Origin of the sequence: Streptomyces sp. NRRL S-340, assembly GCF_000720185.1 — a bacterium.
In the GTDB taxonomy this organism is placed as follows: domain Bacteria; phylum Actinomycetota; class Actinomycetes; order Streptomycetales; family Streptomycetaceae; genus Streptomyces.
On sequence record NZ_JOIY01000009.1, the window covers coordinates 91,985 to 111,722 of the forward strand.

Consider the following 19,738-nt stretch of genomic DNA (forward strand, 5'->3'; position numbering starts at 1 on the left):
ACCGTCCTGCCCGATGCCCCCGCGGCCTCGTGGCCGCCGTCGTGGCCCGCGCCGGGCCGGCTCAGGTCCACGCCTGGCGGTCCACGTCCGCGCCGCCCGGTCCACGTCCGCACGGGGCGGGCTCACGTTCGCGCGGGCGGGCTCACGTTCGCGCAGGGCCTGCGAGCCGGTCGCGCAGTTCCCGCTTGAGGATCTTGCCGCTGGCGTTGCGCGGCAGTTCCCCGACGAGGACGACCCGTTTCGGCGCCTTGAAGTGCGCCAGACGGTCGCGGGCGTGGGCGATCAGCTCCTCCTCGGTGACCTCGCCGCGCGGGACGACGACGGCCGTGACGGCCTCGATCCACCGTTCGTCGGGCAGACCGACCACGGCCGCCTCGGCGACGGCGGGATGGGTGTACAGCACGTCCTCGACCTGGCGCGAAGCCACCAGCACTCCCCCGGAGTTGATGACGTCCTTCACCCGGTCGACGACCGTGTAGTACCCCTCGGCGTCGCGCACCGCGAGGTCTCCGGAGCGGAACCAGCCGTCACGGAAGGCGTCGGCGCTCTCCTCGGGCTTGTCCCAGTAGCCCTCGCACAACTGCGGGGAGCGGTACAGGATCTCGCCGGGCGTCCCGTCGGGCACGTCCGCGCCGTTCTCGTCGGCGAGGCGGGCGTCCACGAACCGCACCGGCCGCCCGCAGGAGTCCATCCGCCCCTCGTGCTCGCCGGGACCGAGCACCATGGCCAGCGGACCGATCTCGCTCTGGCCGAAGCAGTTGTAGAAGGCGAGGTGCGGCAGCCGGGCGCGCAGCCGTTCGAGGACGGGCACCGGCATGATCGAGGCGCCGTAGTAGGCCTTGCGCAGTCCGCCGAGGTCGCGGCCTGCGAAGTCGGGGCGGTTGGCCAGGCCGATCCAGACCGTGGGCGGCGCGAAGAGGCTGTCGGCCCGGCCTGCCTCGACCAGGTCGAGGATGCGGTCGCCGTCGGGTGCGTCGAGGAGGATGTTCGTCGCGCCGACGGCGAGGTAGGGCAGCAGGAAGACGTGTGTCTGCGCCGAGTGGTAGAGCGGCAGCGCGTGCACGGGCCGGTCGTCCGCGTCGAGGTCGAGGGCCGCGACCGCGCTCAGGTACGCGTGGGCCAGGGCCCGGTGGGTCATCATCGCGCCCTTGGGCAGGGCGGTCGTGCCCGACGTGTACAGCAGTTGCACCAGGTCCTCGCCGCGCGGTGCGGGGCCGTCGTGGGGCGGGGCGGAGGGGAGGGCGGCGAGCAGGGAGCCGCCGGCGTCGCGCAGGGCGAACTGCCGCACTCCGGCCGGGAGCCGGCCGGCGAGGCCGGGGTCGGTCAGGACCAGGGCGCTGCCGGACTGGCCCAGGATGTAGGCGAGGTCGTCGCCGGTGAGGTTCTGGTTGACGGGCACGTGGACGAGGCCCGCGCGGGCGCACGCGAGGAAGGCGATCAGGTAGGCGTCGGAGTTGTGGCCGTAGGCGGCGACGCGGTCACCGGGAGCGAGGCCCTGTCCCAGCAGGACGCTCGCCGCGCGCGAGACGGCGTCGTCGAGTCCGGCGTACGTCCAGGAGCGGTCGCCGTACTCCAGGGCGGTCCGCGCGGGCGTGCGCCCGGCGCTGTGCCGCAGCACTGCGTCGACCGTGCCGGCGTGTCCAGGCGTCATGACACATGATCCTGGGTCCGCCGCCCGAGGAGGTCAAGCGTCCGGCGCGCCCCTCCGGCCGGGGGCCGACGGGTTCCGCGGCGGGCGCGGACCCCCGGGGGCCGACTCTCGTCCGTCGGGGGGCCGTTCGCGCACACCCCGTTGACAAGGACCCGCTCTGACACGAAAGTTTCACCCCGCACGGCAACGCACGAAAGATACTTTCAGACGGCGCGGCGGGAGGCCTCACGATGACCGACGGCAGGGCAGACAGGGACGGACGCGGGATCACCCGCCGCCAACTGGGCCGGGTCTCCCTGCTCCTGGGCGGGGCACTGGGCATCGGCACCCTCCCCGTGGTGCCGGCTGCCGCGTCCGACGGGCCGCGGCACCCGGCCGCCGCCACGACCCTGCGGTACGGCACCGCGCGCCACGCCGGTCTGCTCCCCGGTCCGCTGCGCCGACTCGTCACCGACGCCGAGGCGTTCCTCGGCCCCTCCCCCGAACACCCGTGGTACGCGGGCGCCGTCCTGCTCGCCGGGCGCGGCGGCACCGTGGCGCTGCACGAGCCGATCGGCACGGCGGTGCGCTACGCGTCGTACGACGAGAAGACCGACACCGGTGTGGAGTTCCCGCCGGACGAGCAGCACCCGATGACCCGGGACACGGTCTTCGACCTGGCCTCCCTCTCCAAGCTGTTCACCTCGGTCCTGGCCGTGCAGCAGATCGAGCGGGGCGCGCTGGAGCTGGAGGGGAAGGTCGCCTCCTACCTCCCGGACTTCGGGCGGGCGGGCAAGCAGGACGTGACGATCCGTCAACTGCTCACGCACACCTCGGGCTTCCGGCCCGACCTGCCGCTGTACGACGCGCCGGCGTACGAGCAGAAGCTGGAGATGATCTGGGACGAGGCGCCGCTGAACCCGCCCGGCACCGTGTACCTGTACTCCGACCTGAACATGATCTCGCTCCAGCTGGTCCTGGAGCGGGTCACGGGCCGCACCCTGGACGTACTGCTGGCCCAGGAGGTCACCGGACCGCTCGGGCTGCGCAGCACCCGGTACAACCCGCCGGCCTCCTGGAAGCCGCGGATCGCCGCCACCGAGGACGCCCGCAGGCCCTGGTCGGCCCTGGACCGGGGTCTGGTGTGGGGTGAGGTGCACGACGAGAACGCGTTCAGCCTGGGCGGGGTGGCCGGGCACGCGGGCGTGTTCTCCAGCGCCTGGGACCTGGCGGTGCTGGGCCGCACCCTGCTCAACGGCGGCGCCTACGGGCACGCGCGCATCCTGCGCCCGGAGTCCGTGGAGCTGATGTTCACCGACTTCAACACCGCCTTCCCCGGCGACGAGCACGGCCTCGGCTTCGAGCTGTACCAGCACTGGTACATGGGCGCGATGGCCACCCCGAGCACCGCGGGCCACACCGGCTTCACCGGGACGTCGCTGGTCCTGGACCCGACGACCGACTCCTTCCTCGTGGTCCTCGGCAACTCCGTGCACCCGGTGCGCACCTGGCGTTCCGGCTCGGCTCCCCGGGTCGCGGCGGGGAACAACCTGGCACGGGCCGTCGCGGTCCGTCCCGAGCAGGGCCGTACCGCCTGGTTCTCCGGGATGGCGAGCGCCTCCGCCGCGACCCTGGCGCTGCCCGCGCTCGACACCTCCTCGGGCGGCGCACGGCTGCGCTGTTCCCTGTGGTGGGACACCGAGCCGCAGTCGGACGTCCTCGCCCTGGAGTCCTCCGCCGACGGGGGCGCGACCTGGCAGCCGGTGCCGTACACGGCGACCCGCCGCGGCGAGCAGCCGCAGCAGCACCCGGCGGGCACCGCCACCGGCTTCTCCGGGCGCGTCTGGCACCGGGTCGCGGCCGACCTGCCGGCGGCCCGGCAGCTGGTGGTGCGCTGGCGGTACTCGACCGACCGCCTCTACGTGGGGCGCGGCGCTTACGTCGACGGCCAGCGCGTCGAGTCGCACCGGCGCGTCCTGTTCGACGAGGTCCGCCCGGCGGACGCGTCCCGCGTGACGGCGCAGGGGTGGACCGCCTCCGCGGACTGAGCGACCGGCGGACCGACCGACGGACGGCCGGGCACGCCTGGACGGAACTGGCACCGCCGGACGACCGGGCACGCCCGGACGACGAAGCTCGACCGGGCAACCGGGCAACCGGGCAACCGGGCGTCCGGTGGAACTCCGTACATTCCGTGGCGTGCATGCCGCGGGCCTGCCTCCGGGAACGGTGCGGCAGGCCCACGGCCGGCGCACGGGCGCGCGGATCGACGGGCGTCGGGGGGCGGTCACCCGTCACACCCGTCACTCGTCACCCGTCACTCGTCACCCGTCACTCGTTGAAGACGGCCTTCTGCACCTCGTTGGGGCCGTCGAAGTGGTCCTGGCTGAGGCCGTCGAGCCGGCTGACGATCTTCTCGTTGGCCTTGTTCTTCCGGGCGCGTTCGACCAGGTGCTGTTTGTCCGTGGGATAGTCCGCGCCGCTGAGGGCCTTCTGCAGGTCGATCGGGCTGAGGTCGGCCATGGGAGCCTCCGATGGGGGGTTCGTCCTGTTTTGCCTCGCTTGTCGGAGTGCCCCGGGACGGCGGGGACATTCAACCGCCTGCCGCGCATCGCCCCCGGCCGCCCCCTGCTCCCACGGTGCCCTCAGCTGTCCTGCCCCCGGGTCCCCTCCAGCACCGCCATGGCGGCGTTGTGCCCGGGCACACCGCTGACCCCGCCCCCGCGCACCGCGCCGGCGCCGCACAGCAGCACGTTGGCGTGCCGGGTCTCCACACCCCAGCGGCCGGTGCCCTCCTGGGCGTACGGCCAGCTCAGTGCCCGGTGGAAGATGTTGCCGCCGGGCAGGCCGAGGTCCCGTTCCAGGTCCGGCGGCGTCTTCGCCTCGATGCACGGCCGTCCCTCGGCGTCGGTGGCCAGGCAGTCGGCGAGCGGTTCGGCGAGGTGGGCGTCGAGCTGGGCGAGCGTCGACTTCAGCAGTTCCTCGCGTACGGCGTCGTTGTCCCGGGCGAACAGCCGGGCCGGGGTGTGCAGACCGAACAGGGTGAGCGTGTGGCAGCCCCGCTCGGCCGGCTCCGGACCGAGGATGGTGGGGTCGGTCAGGGAGTGGCAGTAGATCTCCGAGGGCGGCGCGGCGGGCAGCTCACCGGCGGCGGCCTGCGCGTGGGCCGTGGCCAGTGCCCGGTAGCCCTCGGCGATGTGGAAGGTGCCGGCGAACGCCTCCCTCGGGTCGACGGAGGTGTCGCGCAGCCGGGGCAGCCGGCTGAGCAGCATGTTCACCTTCAGCTGGGCGCCCTCCGCGGGCTCGGGCGGCTCCTGGCCGGTCAGCTCGGCCAGGACCTGCGGGGAGGCGTTCACCAGCACGTGCCGGGCGCCGACCGTGCCCTCGCCGTCCGCGGTCCGGTAGGTGACCTCGGCGGTTCGCCCGTCTGCGTCCACGCGGACGGCCTCGTGCCCGGTGAGGAGGCGGGCGCCGGCGGCGCGCGCCGCGTCCGCGAGGGCGTCGGTCAGGGCGCCCATGCCGCCGACCGGGACGTTCCAGTCCCCGGTGCCCCCGCCGATCACGTGGTAGAGGAAGCAGCGGTTCTGCGGCAGGGCCGGGTCGTGGGCGTCGGCGAAGGTGCCGATGAGGGCGTCGGTGAGGACCACTCCGCGGACCAGGTCGTCGGCGAAGAAGTCCTCCACGGCGACGCCGACGGGCTCCTCGAACAGCATGCGCCAGGCGTCCTCGTCGTCGATGCGGCGACGCAGTTCCGCACGGCCGGGCAGCGGTTCGGTCAGCGTGGGGAAGACCCGCCGGGCGACCCGTCCGGTCATGGCGTAGAAGCGCTGCCAGGCCTGCCACTCACGGTCGGATCCGGTGAACCGGGCGAAGGCCTCCCGGGTGCGCTCCCGGCCGCCGCCCACGAGCAGCCCGGTGTGCCTGCCCTCCCGCACGGCGGGGGTGTACGACGAGACGGCGCGGGTGCGCAGCCGGACGTCGAGGCCCAGCTCCTGGACGATCTTGGCGGGCAGCAGGCTGACCAGGTAGGAGTAGCGGGACAGCCGCGCGTCCTGCCCGGCGAACGGGCGGGTGGAGACGGCCGCCCCGCCGGTGCGGTCCAGCCGTTCGAGTACCAGCACCGACCGGCCGGCGCGGGCCAGGTAGGCCGCGGCGACCAGGCCGTTGTGCCCGCCGCCGACGATCACCACGTCGTAGCCGCCCTGTGCGTCGTGTGCGCTCATGGCTCTTGGTAGCACGCGGACGTCCGGGCGGCCAGGGCCGCGACGGGCGCGTGCCGCAGGCCCGGTGCCCGCCGGGCGGGCAGGCTACGGACCGGCCCTGCGGGGGGCGGGACGTGCCGCCGGGCCCAGCCGTGCCACGGCGCGGAGGATGTGCTGGGGCGGCAGTTGCCAGCGCACCTGGGCGGGCACGCAGCGCAGCAGCGCGCCGGTGGCCCGCAGCCGGCGGGTGACGACGCCGGGCGCGGGGGCGGGCCGGCCGTACAGTTCGTGCGCGTACGGCGGCAGGCAGGCGTAGGCCAGGTGCGCCACGTGCCGCCAGAGCAGCTCGCGCGCGGGCACGAGCGCGAGGGGCACCGGCGGGCGGCGCAGGAAGTCGTCCACCGCGCGGGCGTCGGCGCCCGCGGCGAGCCGGGGCCGCACGGAGTCGAAGTAGGCGGCCAGTTCCGGCCGGCTCGCGGGCACCGTGTCCGGGTCGAGGCCGACCAGCCGGGCGCTCGCGCGGTGTTCGGCGACGTAGCGGTCGGCGCGTGCGCGGGTGAGCGGGAAACCGGACCGCCACAGGACGTTCAGGTAGGAGTCGATCTCCGCGCAGTGCACCCACAGCAGCAGCTCGGGCGCGTCGACGGCGTACCGTTCGCCCGTGTCCGGGTCGGTGGCCGACAGCAGGCGGTGGATCCTGCGGACCCGGGCGCCCGCCTTCTCAGCGGCGTCCGTGGTCCCGTAGGTGGTCGTGCCGACGAAGTTCGCGGTGCGCATCAGCCGGCCCCAGGCGTCGCGCCGGAAGTCGGAGTTCTCCATCACCGCGCGCACGGCGCGGGGGTGCAGTGCCTGGAGGTACAGCGCCCGGATGCCCGCGACCCACATCATCGGATCGCTGTGCACCTGCCAGGTCACCGAGTCCGGTCCGAAGAGCCCCGCGTCCCCGTCATCCGTGGGCACGGTCGCGGCCGTGCGTATGGTCTCCACGTCCGGCAGGCTAACGCGGCGCCCGGGGCACGTCGACGGGCGCCCCGCGCGCCGTGCACCGCCGCGCCCCCGGCCGCACGCCGCCGGGGGCGCGCAGGCCGTGCCGGGAGGGATGCCGTGGCGGGAGCGCACGCCGTGCGGGGTGACGCCGACCGCGTGGTAGGTCGTGAAGCGGACCGCGTGGGACATCGTGCAGCGGACCGCTCGGGGGCGCGCGTTCTGCCGTGCGGCGCGTGCCGCGCCGGGCGGGCCGTGCCGGTGGTGCCCATGGGGCCGCCTCGTGGTCAGTCCAGGACCGCGGTGAACTCCCCGCAGGCCTTGGCGCAGGTCCGGCAGGCGTCCGCGGCCTGCTCCGCACCCGGGTGCCGGTCGAAGACGTGGGCGGTCTCCAGGCAGACGGTCACGCACCACTCCAGCTGGGCACGGATACCGGCCTCGTCCTGGCTGTTCTGCTCGGACAGCACCCTGCAGGTGGCGTCGCAGACCTCCGCGCACATGATGCCCCTGCGCCGCAGGAGGTCCTGCTCCTCACCCCCGCCCACATCCACCAGGCTCGCGCGCAGCGCACAGGCCCGCGCGCACTCCGTGCACGCCTGCGCACACGCGAAACGGTCCTCCAGGAACTGGACGAGTTCCTGTTGCGAAGGCGTCGATGATGTCGTATGCGTCGTGGTCACATCTCGCGAGTAGCCGGTGCCGTACCCGCCAAACCCCGTGCCACCGCGGGCCTGAGCGGTTTTCCGGCCACCCTGTCGGGCACCCGTGCGGCACCCGGAAAGCAAAGAAAGCACCGGATGATCCCGCAGAGCACCGGAACGTGAGAAAAGCATCCGGAACGCCGCGGGGCACCGGGGCACGACCGCACCGCGGAGGTGGACGTCCGTGCCCGGACGACAGGAGCTGCCGTCGACGCTGGAGCGCTCCTCCCGGGACGCCCAGCGCACCTGGATCAAGGCCCACGACTCCGCCGTCGAGACGTACGGCGAGGGCGAGCGGGCCCACCGGGTGGCGTACGGCGCGCTGAAGCACATGTACGAGAAGGTCGGCGACCACTGGGAGCGCAAGGAGGGCGGGCGGAAGGGCCCCTCCGACCCGCAGTCGGCCCGGCCCCGCGGGAGCGGAGGGCGCAGCGGCGAGGGCGTCGACGAGAGCGCGTCCAAGGAGCACCTGTACGACGTGGCCAAGCGCCTGGACATCGAGGGGCGCTCGCGCATGACCAAGGACGAACTCCTGGCGGCGATCCGCAAGGCGAACCGCTCCCGGACCCGTCAGGCGCGCTCCTAGGCCGCGTCGTCGCACACCCGTCGTGCGCCCGCAGGGCGGGGCAGACGGGAAGGTGACGACAGGACCTGGCGCGCCGTGGCGCACCGGTCCCCGGCCGGGCCGTCGCTTCGCGCGGCGGGAGCGGGTCCGGCCGCCGCGGCCCGGCAGCGCCCCGGTTCGCCGGCGCGGCCAGGGGTACCCGCGCTCCATGAGCAACGCATCGCTGGACATCGCCGCGGCCGACGGGGCCGCGATCGGCATCTGGCCGTTCGTCGCCGGGCTGGTCCTGGTGGCCCTGCTGATCGGCGCGTTCTGGATGGGCGCGCGCATCCGCCGGCGCGAGCCCGCGCCGCCGCGCCCTCAGGAGCAGCCGCGTCTGCCCGACTCCGGCCCGGTCGGCGAGGTGCTGGAGAACCGTGAGCCCCACGAGGTGCCCCGGGACGGCGAACGGCTGACGCCGCACCGTCTGCCGGCGCACGGCAACGCCGCTTCGCGGACGAGCCCCACGCAGACGCGCCCCCGGTGGAACGAGGGGAGCAGCGGCTCGTTCGGCAGCGGCGGCTCCGGCCGCCACTGACCCGCGCCACCGGGCCGTGGCCGGGGTCCGCACCGGGGCCCCGGCAACGGCCCGCGCCGCGGCGGGTGCGCCGGCCCGCGGGACCGGCGCACCGGGTCCCGTCCCGCGAACACGAGACCGTCGCACCGAGGGACCGCTGCGCGCGGTCCTCGCACCCGAGGGAAGTGAGATCCATGGCCGACGACACCGGCCGCAGCGCCCTGCCCCTGCCCGACTACGACCAGCTGCCCCTCGGGTCCCTGGAGAGCCGGGTGCGCTCCCTGCCCGCCGAGGCGGTGGAGGAGCTGCTCGCCCACGAACGCACCCACGCCGACCGGCCGCCGGCGACCGAGGTGCTCACCGCCCGCCTGCGGCAGCTCCAGTCGGGCGCCCGGCCCACCCCGGGCGACCCCGCCGCACCGCGCCCCGAGCGGCGGGAGGGGCACGCCGGCTCCCCCGTGACCCCGGCGACCTCGCCGCAGCCGTCCAGCCCGCCGCCGCACGGCACTCCGGACCAGCGGGGCAAGCCGAAGGGCGACCGCACGTAGAGGAAGCGTCACGCCTGGTTTCCGGCAGCGGCGCACGGGCACCCGTGCGCCGTGCTGATGCGGAGGAGGAGGGCCCGGGCCGCGGCCGGGCTCCGTGACGCGGCCGAGCGGACCACCGACCACCTCGACGGGCGGGCACCCGTGTACGAAGCGGGGCGCCTTCTGCGGAAGGCCTTCCCCGAGCACTGGTCGTTCCTGCTGGGCGAGATCGCCCTGTACAGCTTCGTGGTGCTGCTGGTGACCGGTGTCTGGCTGACGCTGTTCTTCCGTCCGGACATGACCGAGGTCGTCTACCACGGCGCCTACACCCCGCTGGACGGCGTCCGCATGTCGGCCGCCTACCGCTCCACGCTGCACATCAGTTTCGACGTGCGCGGCGGGCTGCTGATCCGGCAGCTGCACCACTGGGCCGCGCTGGTCTTCGTCGCCGCGATCGGCGTGCACATGCTGCGCGTGTTCTTCACCGGCGCGTTCCGCCGCCCCCGCGAGATCAACTGGATGATCGGCGTGACCCTGCTCCTGCTGGCGCTCGCCGAGGGCTTCGCGGGCTACTCACTGCCGGACGACCTGCTGTCGGGGACAGGGCTGAGGATCGCGCAGGGCGTCATGCTGTCGGTCCCGGTCGTCGGGACGTACGTCGGATTCCTCGTCCTCGGCGGCCAGTTCCCCGGGCACGAGGTGATCCCGCGGCTGTACTCGCTGCACGTCCTGCTCGTCCCGGGCCTGCTGCTCGCCCTCGTCACCGCCCACCTGATCCTGGTGTTCCACCTGAAGCACACCCAGTGGGCGGGCCGGGGCCGCACCGAGGCCGACGTGGTGGGCAAGCCGTTGTACCCCCAGTTCGCGGCGAGTTCACTGGGGCTGCTCTGCACCGTCTCCGGCGTCCTGACGCTGCTCGCCGGGGTGGCGCAGGTCAACCCCATCTGGAAGTACGGCCCTTACCGCCCCGACGTGGTGTCGAGCGGGTCCCAGCCCGACTGGTACGTCGGGTTCCTGGAAGGCTCGCTGCGGCTGGTACCGCCGTGGGAGACCTCCGTCGCCGGGCACACCGTGATGTGGAACGTCTTCCTGCCCGCCGTCGTCCTGCCGCTCGCCCTGTTCGGCGTGCTGTACGCGTACCCCTTCTTCGAGGCGTGGGTCACCGGTGACCGTCAGGAGCACCACCTGGCCGACCGGCCCCGCGACAGGCCCGTACGCACCGGACTCGGCGTTGCCGGGCTGAGCTTCTACGCGGTGCTGCTCGCGGCGGGCGGCAACGACATCCTCGCCCACACCTTCAAGGTCTCCCTGAACGCGCTGACCTGGACCTTCCGCGTCTGTCTGGTCCTGCTGCCGCCACTGTCCCTCATGGTCACCAAACGGCTCTGCCTCGCCCTGCGGGAGGCCGAGGCGGAGCGGCCGGCGAAGGGCGAGGAGACCGGCGAGGTGCGGCAGACGGTGAGCGGCGGCTACACCGAGCGGCGCGTGCCGGTCGACGAGGAGACCCGGTGTGCCGTACGGGCCCGGCGGGTGCCCCGGCCCCTCACCTCACCGGAGGACGCCGACGGGGAGGCGTCCCGGGCGGGACGGCTGCGGGCCACTCTCAACTCCTGGTACTCCCAGGACGGTGGGCAGGGGCCGGGCGTTCAGGAGAGAGCGCCGGAGCCCGGTGCGGGGCGCGGGCCGCAACGCTGAGCGGCGGCAGGCACGGCGTCCTGCGCTCCGGCCGGTGTGTCCGCTGCCCCGGTGGGTGCGGCCCCTGCGCTCCGGCCGGTGCGCTCTACGGGCCGGTGGGTGCGGCTCCTGTGCTCCGGCCGGTGCGCTACGGGCCGGTGGGCGCGCCGCCGCGCTCGTCGTCGCGGCCGGCGTGCTGGAAGACCAGGCCGAGGACCCCGCAGCCGAGCACTCCGAAACCCATCAGGACCAGCCAGAGGCCGAGGACGACGCCCAGGGCGAGCAGCACGGCGCCGAGCGCGACGACGACGGGCCAGGGGCTGTGCGGGGAGAAGAAGGCCAGCGGTCCGGCCGTGTCGACGACCTCGGCGTCCTGGCGGTCCTGCGCGCGCGGGCCGCGCCTGCGGTGCTGCACGCGCAGGAAGAAGGCGATGAGCGCGGCCGTCAGGCAGGTGACGGCCAGGGCGGCGGTGCCGGCGGGCTCCGCCGCCCACCATCCGTAACCGGCGGCGGTGAGGGCGAAGAAGACCGCCACGCCGGTGAAGAGCCGTGCCTCGGTTTTCACAGGGGCGCCTCTCGGGTCGGTCGGCCGGCCGGTCCCCCGCCGTTCGTCGTTCCGTTCCCCCGGGCCACGTCCGGGTGGTGGAGGTCGAACGCCGGGGACTCGGAGCGGATGCGGGGCAGCGCGGTGAAGTTGTGGCGCGGGGGCGGGCAGGAGGTCGCCCACTCCAGCGAACGGCCGTAGCCCCAGGGGTCGTCGGTCTCCGCCCGGCGCCCGCTCCTGGCCGATTTCCAGACGTTGTACAGGAACGGCAGGGTGGACAGGCCGAGCAGGAAGGCGCCGATGGAGCTGACGGTGTTGAGGGCGGTGAAGCCGTCGGCGGCCAGGTAGTCGGCGTAACGGCGGGGCATGCCCGCCTCACCGAGCCAGTGCTGCACGAGGAACGTGGTCTGGAAGCCGGCGAAGAGGGTCCAGAAGTGGATCTTCCCGAGCCGTTCGTCGAGAAACCGGCCGGTGAACTTCGGCCACCAGAAGTAGAACCCGGCGAACATCGCGAACACCACGGTGCCGAAGAGCACGTAGTGCAGGTGGGCGACGATGAAGTAGCTGTCGGTGAGGTGGAGGTCGAGCGGCGGGGAGGCGATCAGCACGCCGCTCATCCCGCCGAGCAGGAAGGTCACCATGAAGCCGAGCGACCACAGCATGGGCGTCTCGAAGGACAGCGACCCCTTGTGCATGGTGCCGATCCAGTTGAAGAACTTCACGCCGGTGGGCACCGCGATGAGGAACGACATGAGGGAGAAGAAGGGCAGCAGCACCGCGCCGGTGGCGAACATGTGATGCGCCCACACCACCGCGGAGAGCATGGTGATGGCGATGGTGGCACCGACCAGGGTGACGTAGCCGAAGATCGGTTTGCGGCTGAAGACCGGGATGATCTCCGAGACGATGCCGAAGAACGGCAGGGCGACGATGTACACCTCGGGGTGCCCGAAGAACCAGAACAGGTGCTGCCACAGCAGGGCGCCTCCGTCTCCGGCCTCGAAGATCCGCGCGCCGAACTTCCGGTCGGCCTCCAGGGCGAGCAGGGCGGCGGTGAGGACGGGGAAGGCGGGCAACACGAGGATCGAGGTGAACAGCGCGTTCCAGGTGAAGATCGGCATCCGGAACATGGTCATGCCGGGGGCGCGCAGGCACAGGATCGTGGTGATGAAGTTGACGGCGCCCAGCGTCGTGGAGACGCCGGTGACCACCAGGCCCATCACCCACAGGTCGCCGCCCGCGCCGGGGCTGCGGATCGCGCTGTTGAGCGGCGCGTAGGCGAACCAGCCGAAGCCGGCCGCTCCCCCGGGCACCAGGAATCCGGACACCACCATCAGCCCGCCGAACAGGTACAGCCAGTAGGACAGCGCGTTGAGCCGCGGGAAGGCGACGTCGGGCGCGCCGATCTGCAGCGGCATGACCGCGTTGGTGAACCCGGCGAACATCGGGGTGGCGAACAGCAGCATCATCACCGTGCCGTGGATGGTGAAGAGCTGGTTGTACTGCTCGGCGCTGACCAACTGAAGGCCGGGCCGGGCGAGTTCGGCCCGCATCAGCAGGGCGAGCACCCCGCCGAAGAGGAAGAACGAGAAGGCCGTCGCCATGTAGAGGTTGCCGATCACCTTGTGATCGGTCGTGGTGGCCCAGCGCAGCAGGGCCCGTCCGAGTGCCGGGTCCGTTCCTCCCCCGGCTCCCCCCGGTCCCCCGGATCCCCCGCGCGGTCCTCGCGTCGTCGTCCTGCCCACCGCCATGGCGCCGTGGGTACCCGGAAAGACCGGAACCAAGCCTCCCGTGCGCCGGCGGGGGCCGGCCGGCGGTGCGCGGGGCGGGCCGGGGCGGACGGCCGGCGCGCCCGGGTCATGGGGAGGGCGGCCGAGGCGTGCGACGACGGGAGGCGGCCGTCTCCCTGCACGTGCGGGACCGGCAGGTGCCGTCCGCGCGTGGGGGCCCGGGGGCGGGTCTCTTCCGCACGGTGGGACCGGGGGCAGGCGACGTCCGCGCACGTGCGGGACCGGGGGCAGGCGTCGTCCGCGCACGTGTGGCGCGGGGCGCCGCTGGGCACCCGGGCCTGGGTCCGCGATCGGCGGGACCGGTGAAGGAGGGTGTTCCATGACGGCCGCACAGGAGTCGTACGACGACCGTGACGAGGTGCCCCTGGGCGGATACGCCGCGCTCGCGGCGACGTTCACGGCGGGCGCGGCGCTCTTCGCCGGGGTGGCCCGACGGCGGGGCGTCCGGCTGCCCGAGCGGGTGCCGCCGTGGGACGTGGCCCTGCTGGGGGCGGCGACGTTCAAGGCCTCCAGGCTGCTGACCAAGGACAAGGTCACCAGTTTCCTGCGGGCGCCCTTCACCCGGCGCGGCGAGGAGCTGCCCGCGGGTGAGGTCATGGACGAGCCGCGCGGCAGCGGCGTCCGGCGCGCGGTCGGCGACCTGGTGGCCTGCCCGTTCTGCACCTCGGTGTGGGTGGCCGGCGCCCTGACCGGCGGCTACGTCTGCGCACCCCGGGCCACCCGGCTGATCTGCGCGGCTCTGGGTGCGGTCACGGCGGCGGACTGGCTCCAGTACGCCTGGACACTCACCGAGCAGGAGGCCGAGGGCTGAACCGCGCGCCCCGGAGGGCCGTGGCGGCCGGTGCCGAGGGCGCCGGCCGCGCACGGACCTCCCGAGGACGCTCGCGCGGTCATCCGAGCGGGACGGTGACCTCGCCCGCGCCCTCGGCGCTCGCACCGCCCGCGACCCGCACGGTGAAGGGCCGGTCGGTGCCCTCGGCGGTGACCCGCAGCAGCCGGCCCTCGCGCCGGACGCGGAACTCGGCGGCAGTGGCACCGCTCAGGTCGGGGACGCGGACCGGGCGGACGCCGTCGGGCGCGTCCGACGGGTGGACGAGCAGGGTGAGGCTGGCCAGCCAGTCGCCGTCGGGCCGCTCGTCCTCGGCGGCCAGGGGCAGGACGGCGCCCTCGCGGACGTAGAGGGGCAGGCTGTCGTAGCCGTGGCGTTCGGTGCGCCACACCGGCCCGGTGACCCTTTCTCCGCTCAGCAGGTGGGTCCAGGTGCCCTCGGGCAGGTACACCTCCACCTCTCCGTCCTCGCTGCACACCGGGGCGACCAGGACGTCGGGGCCGAGCATGTACTGGCGGTCGATCGGGCGGCAGGCCGGGTCGTGCGGGAACTCCAGGACCATCGGCCGCATCACCGGGACGCCGGTGCGGTGGGCCTCGACGGCCACCCCGTACAGGTAGGGCATGAGGCGGTGCTTGAGCAGGGTGAAGCGCCGGGCGACGTCGACGGCCTCCTCGCCGAACTCCCACGGCACGCGGTAGGACGACGAACCGTGCAGGCGGCTGTGGGAGGAGAGCAGGCCGAAGGCCAGCCAGCGCTTGAAGACCGCCGGGTCGGGCGTTCCCTCGAAGCCCCCGATGTCGTGGCTCCAGAAGCCGAAACCGCTCAGCGACAGGGACAGGCCGCCCCGGAGCGACTCGGCCATGGCCTCGAACGACGACCAGCAGTCGCCGCCCCAGTGCACGGGGTACTGCTGGCCGCCCGCTGTCGCGGACCGGGCGAAGACCACGGCCTCCCCCTGCCCGCGCTCCTTCTCCAGGAGTTCGAAGACCGTCCGGTTGTACAGGTGGGTGTAGTAGTTGTGCATGCGCTCCGGGTCGGAGCCGTCGTGCCAGACGACGTCGGTGGGGATGCGTTCGCCGAAGTCCGTCTTGAAGCAGTCCACGCCCTGGTCCAGCAGCGGCTTCAGCTTCGCCTGGAACCAGGCGCGGGCGTCGGGGCTGGTGAAGTCGACCAGGCCCATGCCGGCCTGCCACAGGTCCCACTGCCACACGTCGCCGTCGGGCCTGCGCACCAGGTGTCCGAGCGCGGCGGCCTCCTCGAACAGCGGGGACTTCTGCGCGATGTAGGGGTTGATCCAGGCGCTGACCCTCAGGCCCTTGGCCTTCAGCCGGGCGAGCATGCCCTCGGGGTCGGGGAAGACGTCGGGGTCCCACCGGAAGTCGCACCACTGGTACTCGCGCATCCAGAAGCAGTCGAAGTGGAAGACGGAGAGCGGGATGCCGCGCTCGGCCATGCCGTCGACGAAGGACATCACCGTCTTCTCGTCGTAGTCCGTGGTGAAGGAGGTGGTCAGCCACAGGCCGAAGGACCAGGCGGGGGGCAGGGCCGGGCGGCCGGTGAGGGCGGTGTAGCGGGTGAGGACGTCCTTGGGGGTGGGACCCGCGACGACGTAGTACTCCAGCGTCTGGTCCTCGACGCTGAACTGCACCTGTCCCACGGACTCCGAGCCGACCTCGAAGGAGACGGCACCGGGGTGGTTGACGAAGACGCCGTAACCGCGTGAGGACAGGTAGAAGGGGATGTTCTTGTAGGCCTGCTCGCTGCTGGTGCCGCCGTCGGCCTGCCAGACGTCGACGACCTGGCCGTTCTTGACGAACGGGGTGAAGCGCTCGCCGAGGCCGTAGATCTGCTCGCCGACGCCGAGCGCGAGCTGGGCGAGGACGTGGTGCGCTCCGTCGTCGGTGGTGGCGAAGGCGGTGCCCTTGCGGCCGGCCCGGGTCAGCTCCCGCCCGTCCGCGCCGTGGAAGGTCAGGGTGTGCGGGGCCCCGCGGTCCAGGCGCAGGGTGAGCGGGCCGCTGACCAGTTCGGTGACGGTGCCGTCCCGGCGGACCTCACCGGCGCCGCCCGGCTCGGCCGCCAGGGCGAAGTCCGGGCCCGGCTGCCGCTTGCCGGCGTGGTGGGTGACGCGGACGCCGATGACGCCCTCGGCGGGTGAGAAGCAGTCGACGGTGAGGAGCGGGGCGTTGAGGGTGTCCCCTCTGCGGGTCACCCGTTGCACGGCGGCATAACTGGTGAAGCGCTTCGATTCGATGCGTACGTCGCGAACCTCGGTGGCGTACCCGAGCTGGACGCCGTCGCGGATGCGCCAGAACCCGTTGGTGAACTTCATGGTCTTCCTCGGGGGAGCGGGACTGTTCGGCGGGGCTGCGCAGGCTGTCGCCCGGCATTTTGATCGTACACAGAACAAATAGGCCCGCACAGGTGTCTTGCCTCATACTGGCGCGACTGACCAGGCATTTTTTGCGCATCGACACGGAGTGCCACTTCGAAGGGTGCGCGAACGAACACGCGTACAGGGCTAGCGCGGCGCCAGCGATTGACGTATTAGTCATCTCAGCAAACAAAGCCTCCGGCGACGCCGCCGGGCGACACGACAGCAAGGGCCGCAGCATGTCGAAGCGCTTCAACGCGACTCCTGAAGATCGGTTCACGACCGGGGTGTGGACCTTCGGCAGGCCGGGACGGGACCCGGCTGCCACGGGCGGCGGGCGCTCACGCCGGGCTCTCGCGCCGCTCACCGCCGTCCTCGCCCTGGTCGCCGGCGCGGGTCTGACCGGCTGCGGTCAGCAGCGCGACGCCGGCGTCTACACCGTGCTCAACTCCTCGACCGACGAGTCCTACCACCGCTGGGACGCCCAGGCGATGGCCCGCTGCGGCGAGCAGCTCGGCGTCACCATCGAGCAGCAGAGCGTCCCGGCCGCACAGGTGATGACGAAGGCCCTGCGCATGGCGTCCTCGAAGTCGCTGCCCGACATCGTGCAGTTCGACGCCTCGGAGATGCCGACGTTCGCCGAGGCGGGCGGGCTGACCGACCTGCGCACCCTGGGCCTGAGCACGGGTCACGTCCCCCAGGGCATCGTCAACTTCGGTTCCTACAAGGGCACCTACTACGGGGCGGCCCGCTCGGTGAACACGCTGGCGCTCTTCTACAACAAGGACGTCCTGGCCGAGGCGGGCCTGAAGGTCCCCACCACCTGGGCCGAGCTGCGCGCCACCGCCGCGAAGCTGACCCACGGCAAGCGGTACGGAGTGGCGCTCAGCGCGGGCGGCGCCGAGGACGGCGTCTTCCAGTTCACCCCGTTCATGTGGTCCAACGGCGGCGACGAGACCCGGCTCGACGGCCCCCGCGTCGTCGAGGCCCTGGACTTCTGGAAGTCGCTGCTGAAGGACGGCTCGCTGTCGAAGTCGACGGTCAGCTGGACGCAGGCGGACGTCAACGACCAGTTCATGGCCGGCAACGCCGCGATGATGATCAACGGCCCGTGGCAGGTGGAGACGCTGAACACGAAGAAGTCGCTGCACTGGGGCATCGCGCAGATCCCGGTGCCCCGGGCCGGGGACAAGTCCGTCGGGCCCCTCGGCGGTGCGGTGCTCACCGTGCCGAACACCGGCGACCGGGCCCGGGAGAAGGAGGCCGGACGGATCGTCGCCTGTCTGGCCGGTGAGAAGGAGCAGCTGACCTACGCGCTCAACAGCTGGATGGTCCCGGCGGACGAGCGGGCCGCCGCGGTGTGGCGCGAGCGGGTGCCCGAACTGGACGCCCTGGCCGACCAGGTGGCGGCGGCCCGCTCCCGTACGGCCGAGCTGGGTGCCGGCTGGTCGAGCGTGTCGCTCGCCCTGCAGAGCGCCTTCCAGTCGGCCCTGACCGGCGAGTCGAGCAAGACCGCCCTGACGCGCGCCCAGCAGCGGGCCACGAGCGGGAACTGAGGTACGCGCCCATGACCACGTCCACCGTCACCGTCCCGGTGCCCGCCGCCGAGCAGAGCGCCGGTGCCCCGGATCCGCGGCGGCTGCGGCTGCGCCGCAGCCTCGCGCGGTGGGGGTTCGTCGCCCCCGCCGTCGTCTTCATGCTCCTGTTCTTCGGCTACCCGCTCGTCCGCAACGTCGTGATGAGCTTCCAGCACTACACGCCGAAGACCTTCTTCACCGGTGAGGCCCCCTTCAACGGCGCCGACAACTGGTCGAAGGTCTTCCAGGACGCCCTGTTCGGCAAGGCACTGTGGCACACGCTGGTGTTCACCGTCGGATCACTGCTCGGACAGTTCTGCATCGGCCTCGCGCTCGCGGTGTTCTTCAGCCGGAGGTTCCCCCTCGGCGGAGTGCTGCGCTCCCTGATCCTGCTGCCCTGGCTGGTGCCGATGGTGGTGTCCGGCATCGTGTGGCGGCGCATCCTCGACCAGGACACCGGCGTGCTCAACTCGTTCCTCGGCACACTGGGCCTGGGCGGGCACACCCCCTGGCTGACCAGCCCCGGTATGGCCCTGCTGTCGGTGATCCTCGTCAACATCTGGATCGGCGTCCCCTTCAACATGGTCATCCTCTACGGGGGACTGCAGGAGATCCCCGGGGAACTGCACGAGGCCGCCTCCCTGGACGGCGCCTCCGCCTGGCGGACCTTCCGCTCCGTCACGCTGCCGATGCTCCGCCCGGTGATCACGGTCGTCCTCGTCCTCGGCTTCATGTCGACGGTCAAGATCCTCGACCTGATCCTCGCGCTCACCGACGGCGGCCCCGCCGACGCCACCCAGACCCTGGGCACGCTGACCTACCAGAACTCCTTCGTGCAGCTGGACTTCGGCGCGGGCGCCGTCGTCGGCAACGTACTCATCCTTGTCTCCGCCGTGTTCGCGGTGTTCTACCTGCGGGCCAACCGCACCGAGGGGAAGTGACGTCCGTGGCCTCTCAGACGCCCAAGACCTCCAGGCGCCGCTGGGGCTCCACCGCCGCCGGCGTGCTCATCCTGTGCGTGATGCTCTTCCCGCTGTACTGGATGCTCAACACCGCCCTCCAGCCCGCATCCGGACTGCTCCAGGTCGACCCGGTGCCCGGGAGCCTGGACCTGTCCGGCTTCTCCAAGGCCCTCGGCGACCAGGGCTCCCACCTGCTCACCTCGCTGGCCGTCTCGCTCGGCGCGGTCGTCATCTGCCTGGCGATCTCCGCCCCCGCGGCCTACGCACTGGCCCGGTTCCGGCTGCCCGGCACACGCACCATCGTGTTCGGCACACTGATCACCCAGATGGTGCCGGGCATCGTCATCGCCAACGCGCTCTACAACTCCTACACCGACCTCGGCCTGGTCAACTCCTACTTCGGCCTGATGCTGGCCGACGCCTCTCTCGGCATCCCGTTCTCGATCGTCCTGATGCGCTCCTTCATGGTGTCCATCCCGGGCGAAGTCATCGAAGCCGCCCAGATGGACGGCGCCGGACCCGTGCGGACGTTCGTGCGAGTCGTGCTGCCGATGAGCCGCAACTCCCTGATCACCTCCGGCCTGTTCGCCTTCCTGTTCGCGTGGAGCGACTTCATGTTCGCCCTCACCCTGAACACCACCGACGACGTCAAGCCGGTCACCCTCGGCATCTACCAGTACATCGGCGCCCACGTCGGCGACTGGGGCTCCGTCATGGCCGCCTCCGTCCTCTCCGCCGTCCCGGCAGCCGTCCTCCTCGTCCTCGCCCAGAAGTACATCGCCGCCGGCATCACCGGCGGCTCCGTCAAGTGACGCCCCAGAAC

At 72.8% G+C, this 19,738-nt stretch carries 17 protein-coding genes; 9 read left to right on the forward strand and 8 right to left on the reverse strand.

Annotated elements, in window-relative coordinates; all coding sequences use genetic code 11:
* Nucleotides 1-142 precede the first annotated feature (142 nt).
* Complete coding sequence (locus tag IG64_RS09080; RefSeq protein ID WP_037853962.1) at nucleotides 143-1,651, reverse strand: fatty acyl-CoA synthetase; 1,509 nt, start codon at nucleotides 1,649-1,651, stop codon at nucleotides 143-145.
* A gap of 230 nt (nucleotides 1,652-1,881) precedes the next feature.
* On the opposite strand from IG64_RS09080, the gene IG64_RS09085 reads away from it, so the two are divergent.
* On the forward strand, nucleotides 1,882-3,678 hold the full coding sequence (locus IG64_RS09085) for a serine hydrolase domain-containing protein (protein WP_037853963.1): 1,797 nt from the start codon (nucleotides 1,882-1,884) through the stop codon (nucleotides 3,676-3,678).
* A 283-nt stretch (nucleotides 3,679-3,961) separates the two neighbouring features.
* Here IG64_RS09085 and IG64_RS09090 read toward each other — a convergent pair whose 3' ends face one another.
* From IG64_RS09090 to IG64_RS09105, 4 genes are all read right to left on the reverse strand, one after another.
* Nucleotides 3,962-4,153: a DUF2795 domain-containing protein gene (locus IG64_RS09090; protein ID WP_037853965.1), complete on the reverse strand. Its 192-nt coding sequence runs from the start codon at nucleotides 4,151-4,153 to the stop codon at nucleotides 3,962-3,964.
* Between the two features lie 122 nt (nucleotides 4,154-4,275).
* Nucleotides 4,276-5,853, reverse strand: coding sequence for a phytoene desaturase family protein (locus IG64_RS09095; RefSeq protein WP_051812574.1), 1,578 nt, complete (start codon nucleotides 5,851-5,853; stop codon nucleotides 4,276-4,278).
* A gap of 84 nt (nucleotides 5,854-5,937) precedes the next feature.
* Complete coding sequence (locus tag IG64_RS09100; RefSeq protein ID WP_051812584.1) at nucleotides 5,938-6,819, reverse strand: oxygenase MpaB family protein; 882 nt, start codon at nucleotides 6,817-6,819, stop codon at nucleotides 5,938-5,940.
* Between the two features lie 284 nt (nucleotides 6,820-7,103).
* Nucleotides 7,104-7,496: a ferredoxin gene (locus tag IG64_RS09105; RefSeq protein WP_037853968.1), complete on the reverse strand. Its 393-nt coding sequence runs from the start codon at nucleotides 7,494-7,496 to the stop codon at nucleotides 7,104-7,106.
* A gap of 205 nt (nucleotides 7,497-7,701) precedes the next feature.
* Between IG64_RS09105 and IG64_RS09110 the strand changes: the two genes are divergently transcribed.
* From IG64_RS09110 to IG64_RS09125, 4 genes are all read left to right on the forward strand, one after another.
* Nucleotides 7,702-8,103, forward strand: coding sequence for a ChaB family protein (locus IG64_RS09110; RefSeq protein WP_037853970.1), 402 nt, complete (start codon nucleotides 7,702-7,704; stop codon nucleotides 8,101-8,103).
* A 187-nt stretch (nucleotides 8,104-8,290) separates the two neighbouring features.
* Nucleotides 8,291-8,659, forward strand: coding sequence for a DUF6479 family protein (locus IG64_RS09115; protein ID WP_037853971.1), 369 nt, complete (start codon nucleotides 8,291-8,293; stop codon nucleotides 8,657-8,659).
* 173 nt (nucleotides 8,660-8,832) lie between these two features.
* Nucleotides 8,833-9,186: a hypothetical protein gene (locus tag IG64_RS09120; protein ID WP_037853973.1), complete on the forward strand. Its 354-nt coding sequence runs from the start codon at nucleotides 8,833-8,835 to the stop codon at nucleotides 9,184-9,186.
* Between the two features lie 51 nt (nucleotides 9,187-9,237).
* Nucleotides 9,238-10,860 (forward strand): ubiquinol-cytochrome c reductase cytochrome b subunit, encoded by a 1,623-nt coding sequence (locus IG64_RS09125; RefSeq protein WP_037853975.1) that lies wholly within the window; start codon nucleotides 9,238-9,240, stop codon nucleotides 10,858-10,860.
* Between the two features lie 127 nt (nucleotides 10,861-10,987).
* Here IG64_RS09125 and IG64_RS09130 read toward each other — a convergent pair whose 3' ends face one another.
* Nucleotides 10,988-11,404, reverse strand: a complete 417-nt coding sequence (locus IG64_RS09130; protein ID WP_037853976.1) for a cytochrome c oxidase subunit 4 — start codon at nucleotides 11,402-11,404, stop codon at nucleotides 10,988-10,990.
* Complete coding sequence (ctaD, locus tag IG64_RS09135; RefSeq protein ID WP_078883897.1) at nucleotides 11,401-13,134, reverse strand: cytochrome c oxidase subunit I; 1,734 nt, start codon at nucleotides 13,132-13,134, stop codon at nucleotides 11,401-11,403. Before ctaD ends, IG64_RS09130 begins: the two co-directional genes overlap by 4 nt.
* Before the next feature lie 358 nt (nucleotides 13,135-13,492).
* Here ctaD and IG64_RS09140 point away from each other — a divergent pair, with 358 nt between their 5' ends.
* Entirely contained in the window at nucleotides 13,493-13,984 is a 492-nt protein-coding gene (locus IG64_RS09140; protein WP_037853978.1) for a DUF1360 domain-containing protein, read from the forward strand.
* A 79-nt stretch (nucleotides 13,985-14,063) separates the two neighbouring features.
* On the opposite strand, the gene yicI is transcribed toward IG64_RS09140, so the two are convergent.
* Complete coding sequence (yicI, locus tag IG64_RS09145) at nucleotides 14,064-16,334, reverse strand: alpha-xylosidase (RefSeq protein ID WP_037853980.1); 2,271 nt, start codon at nucleotides 16,332-16,334, stop codon at nucleotides 14,064-14,066.
* Nucleotides 16,335-16,615: 281 nt separating this feature from the next.
* Between yicI and IG64_RS09150 the strand changes: the two genes are divergently transcribed.
* The 3 genes from IG64_RS09150 to IG64_RS09160 are packed head-to-tail and all read left to right on the forward strand — an operon-like array spanning nucleotide 16,616 to nucleotide 19,727.
* Nucleotides 16,616-17,932, forward strand: a complete 1,317-nt coding sequence (locus IG64_RS09150) for an ABC transporter substrate-binding protein (protein ID WP_078883898.1) — start codon at nucleotides 16,616-16,618, stop codon at nucleotides 17,930-17,932.
* A gap of 11 nt (nucleotides 17,933-17,943) precedes the next feature.
* A complete protein-coding gene (locus tag IG64_RS09155) occupies nucleotides 17,944-18,894 on the forward strand; it encodes a carbohydrate ABC transporter permease (RefSeq protein ID WP_037853984.1) in 951 nt (316 codons plus the stop codon).
* 5 nt (nucleotides 18,895-18,899) lie between these two features.
* On the forward strand, nucleotides 18,900-19,727 hold the full coding sequence (locus IG64_RS09160; protein ID WP_078883909.1) for a carbohydrate ABC transporter permease: 828 nt from the start codon (nucleotides 18,900-18,902) through the stop codon (nucleotides 19,725-19,727).
* Nucleotides 19,728-19,738: the final 11 nt, after the last annotated feature.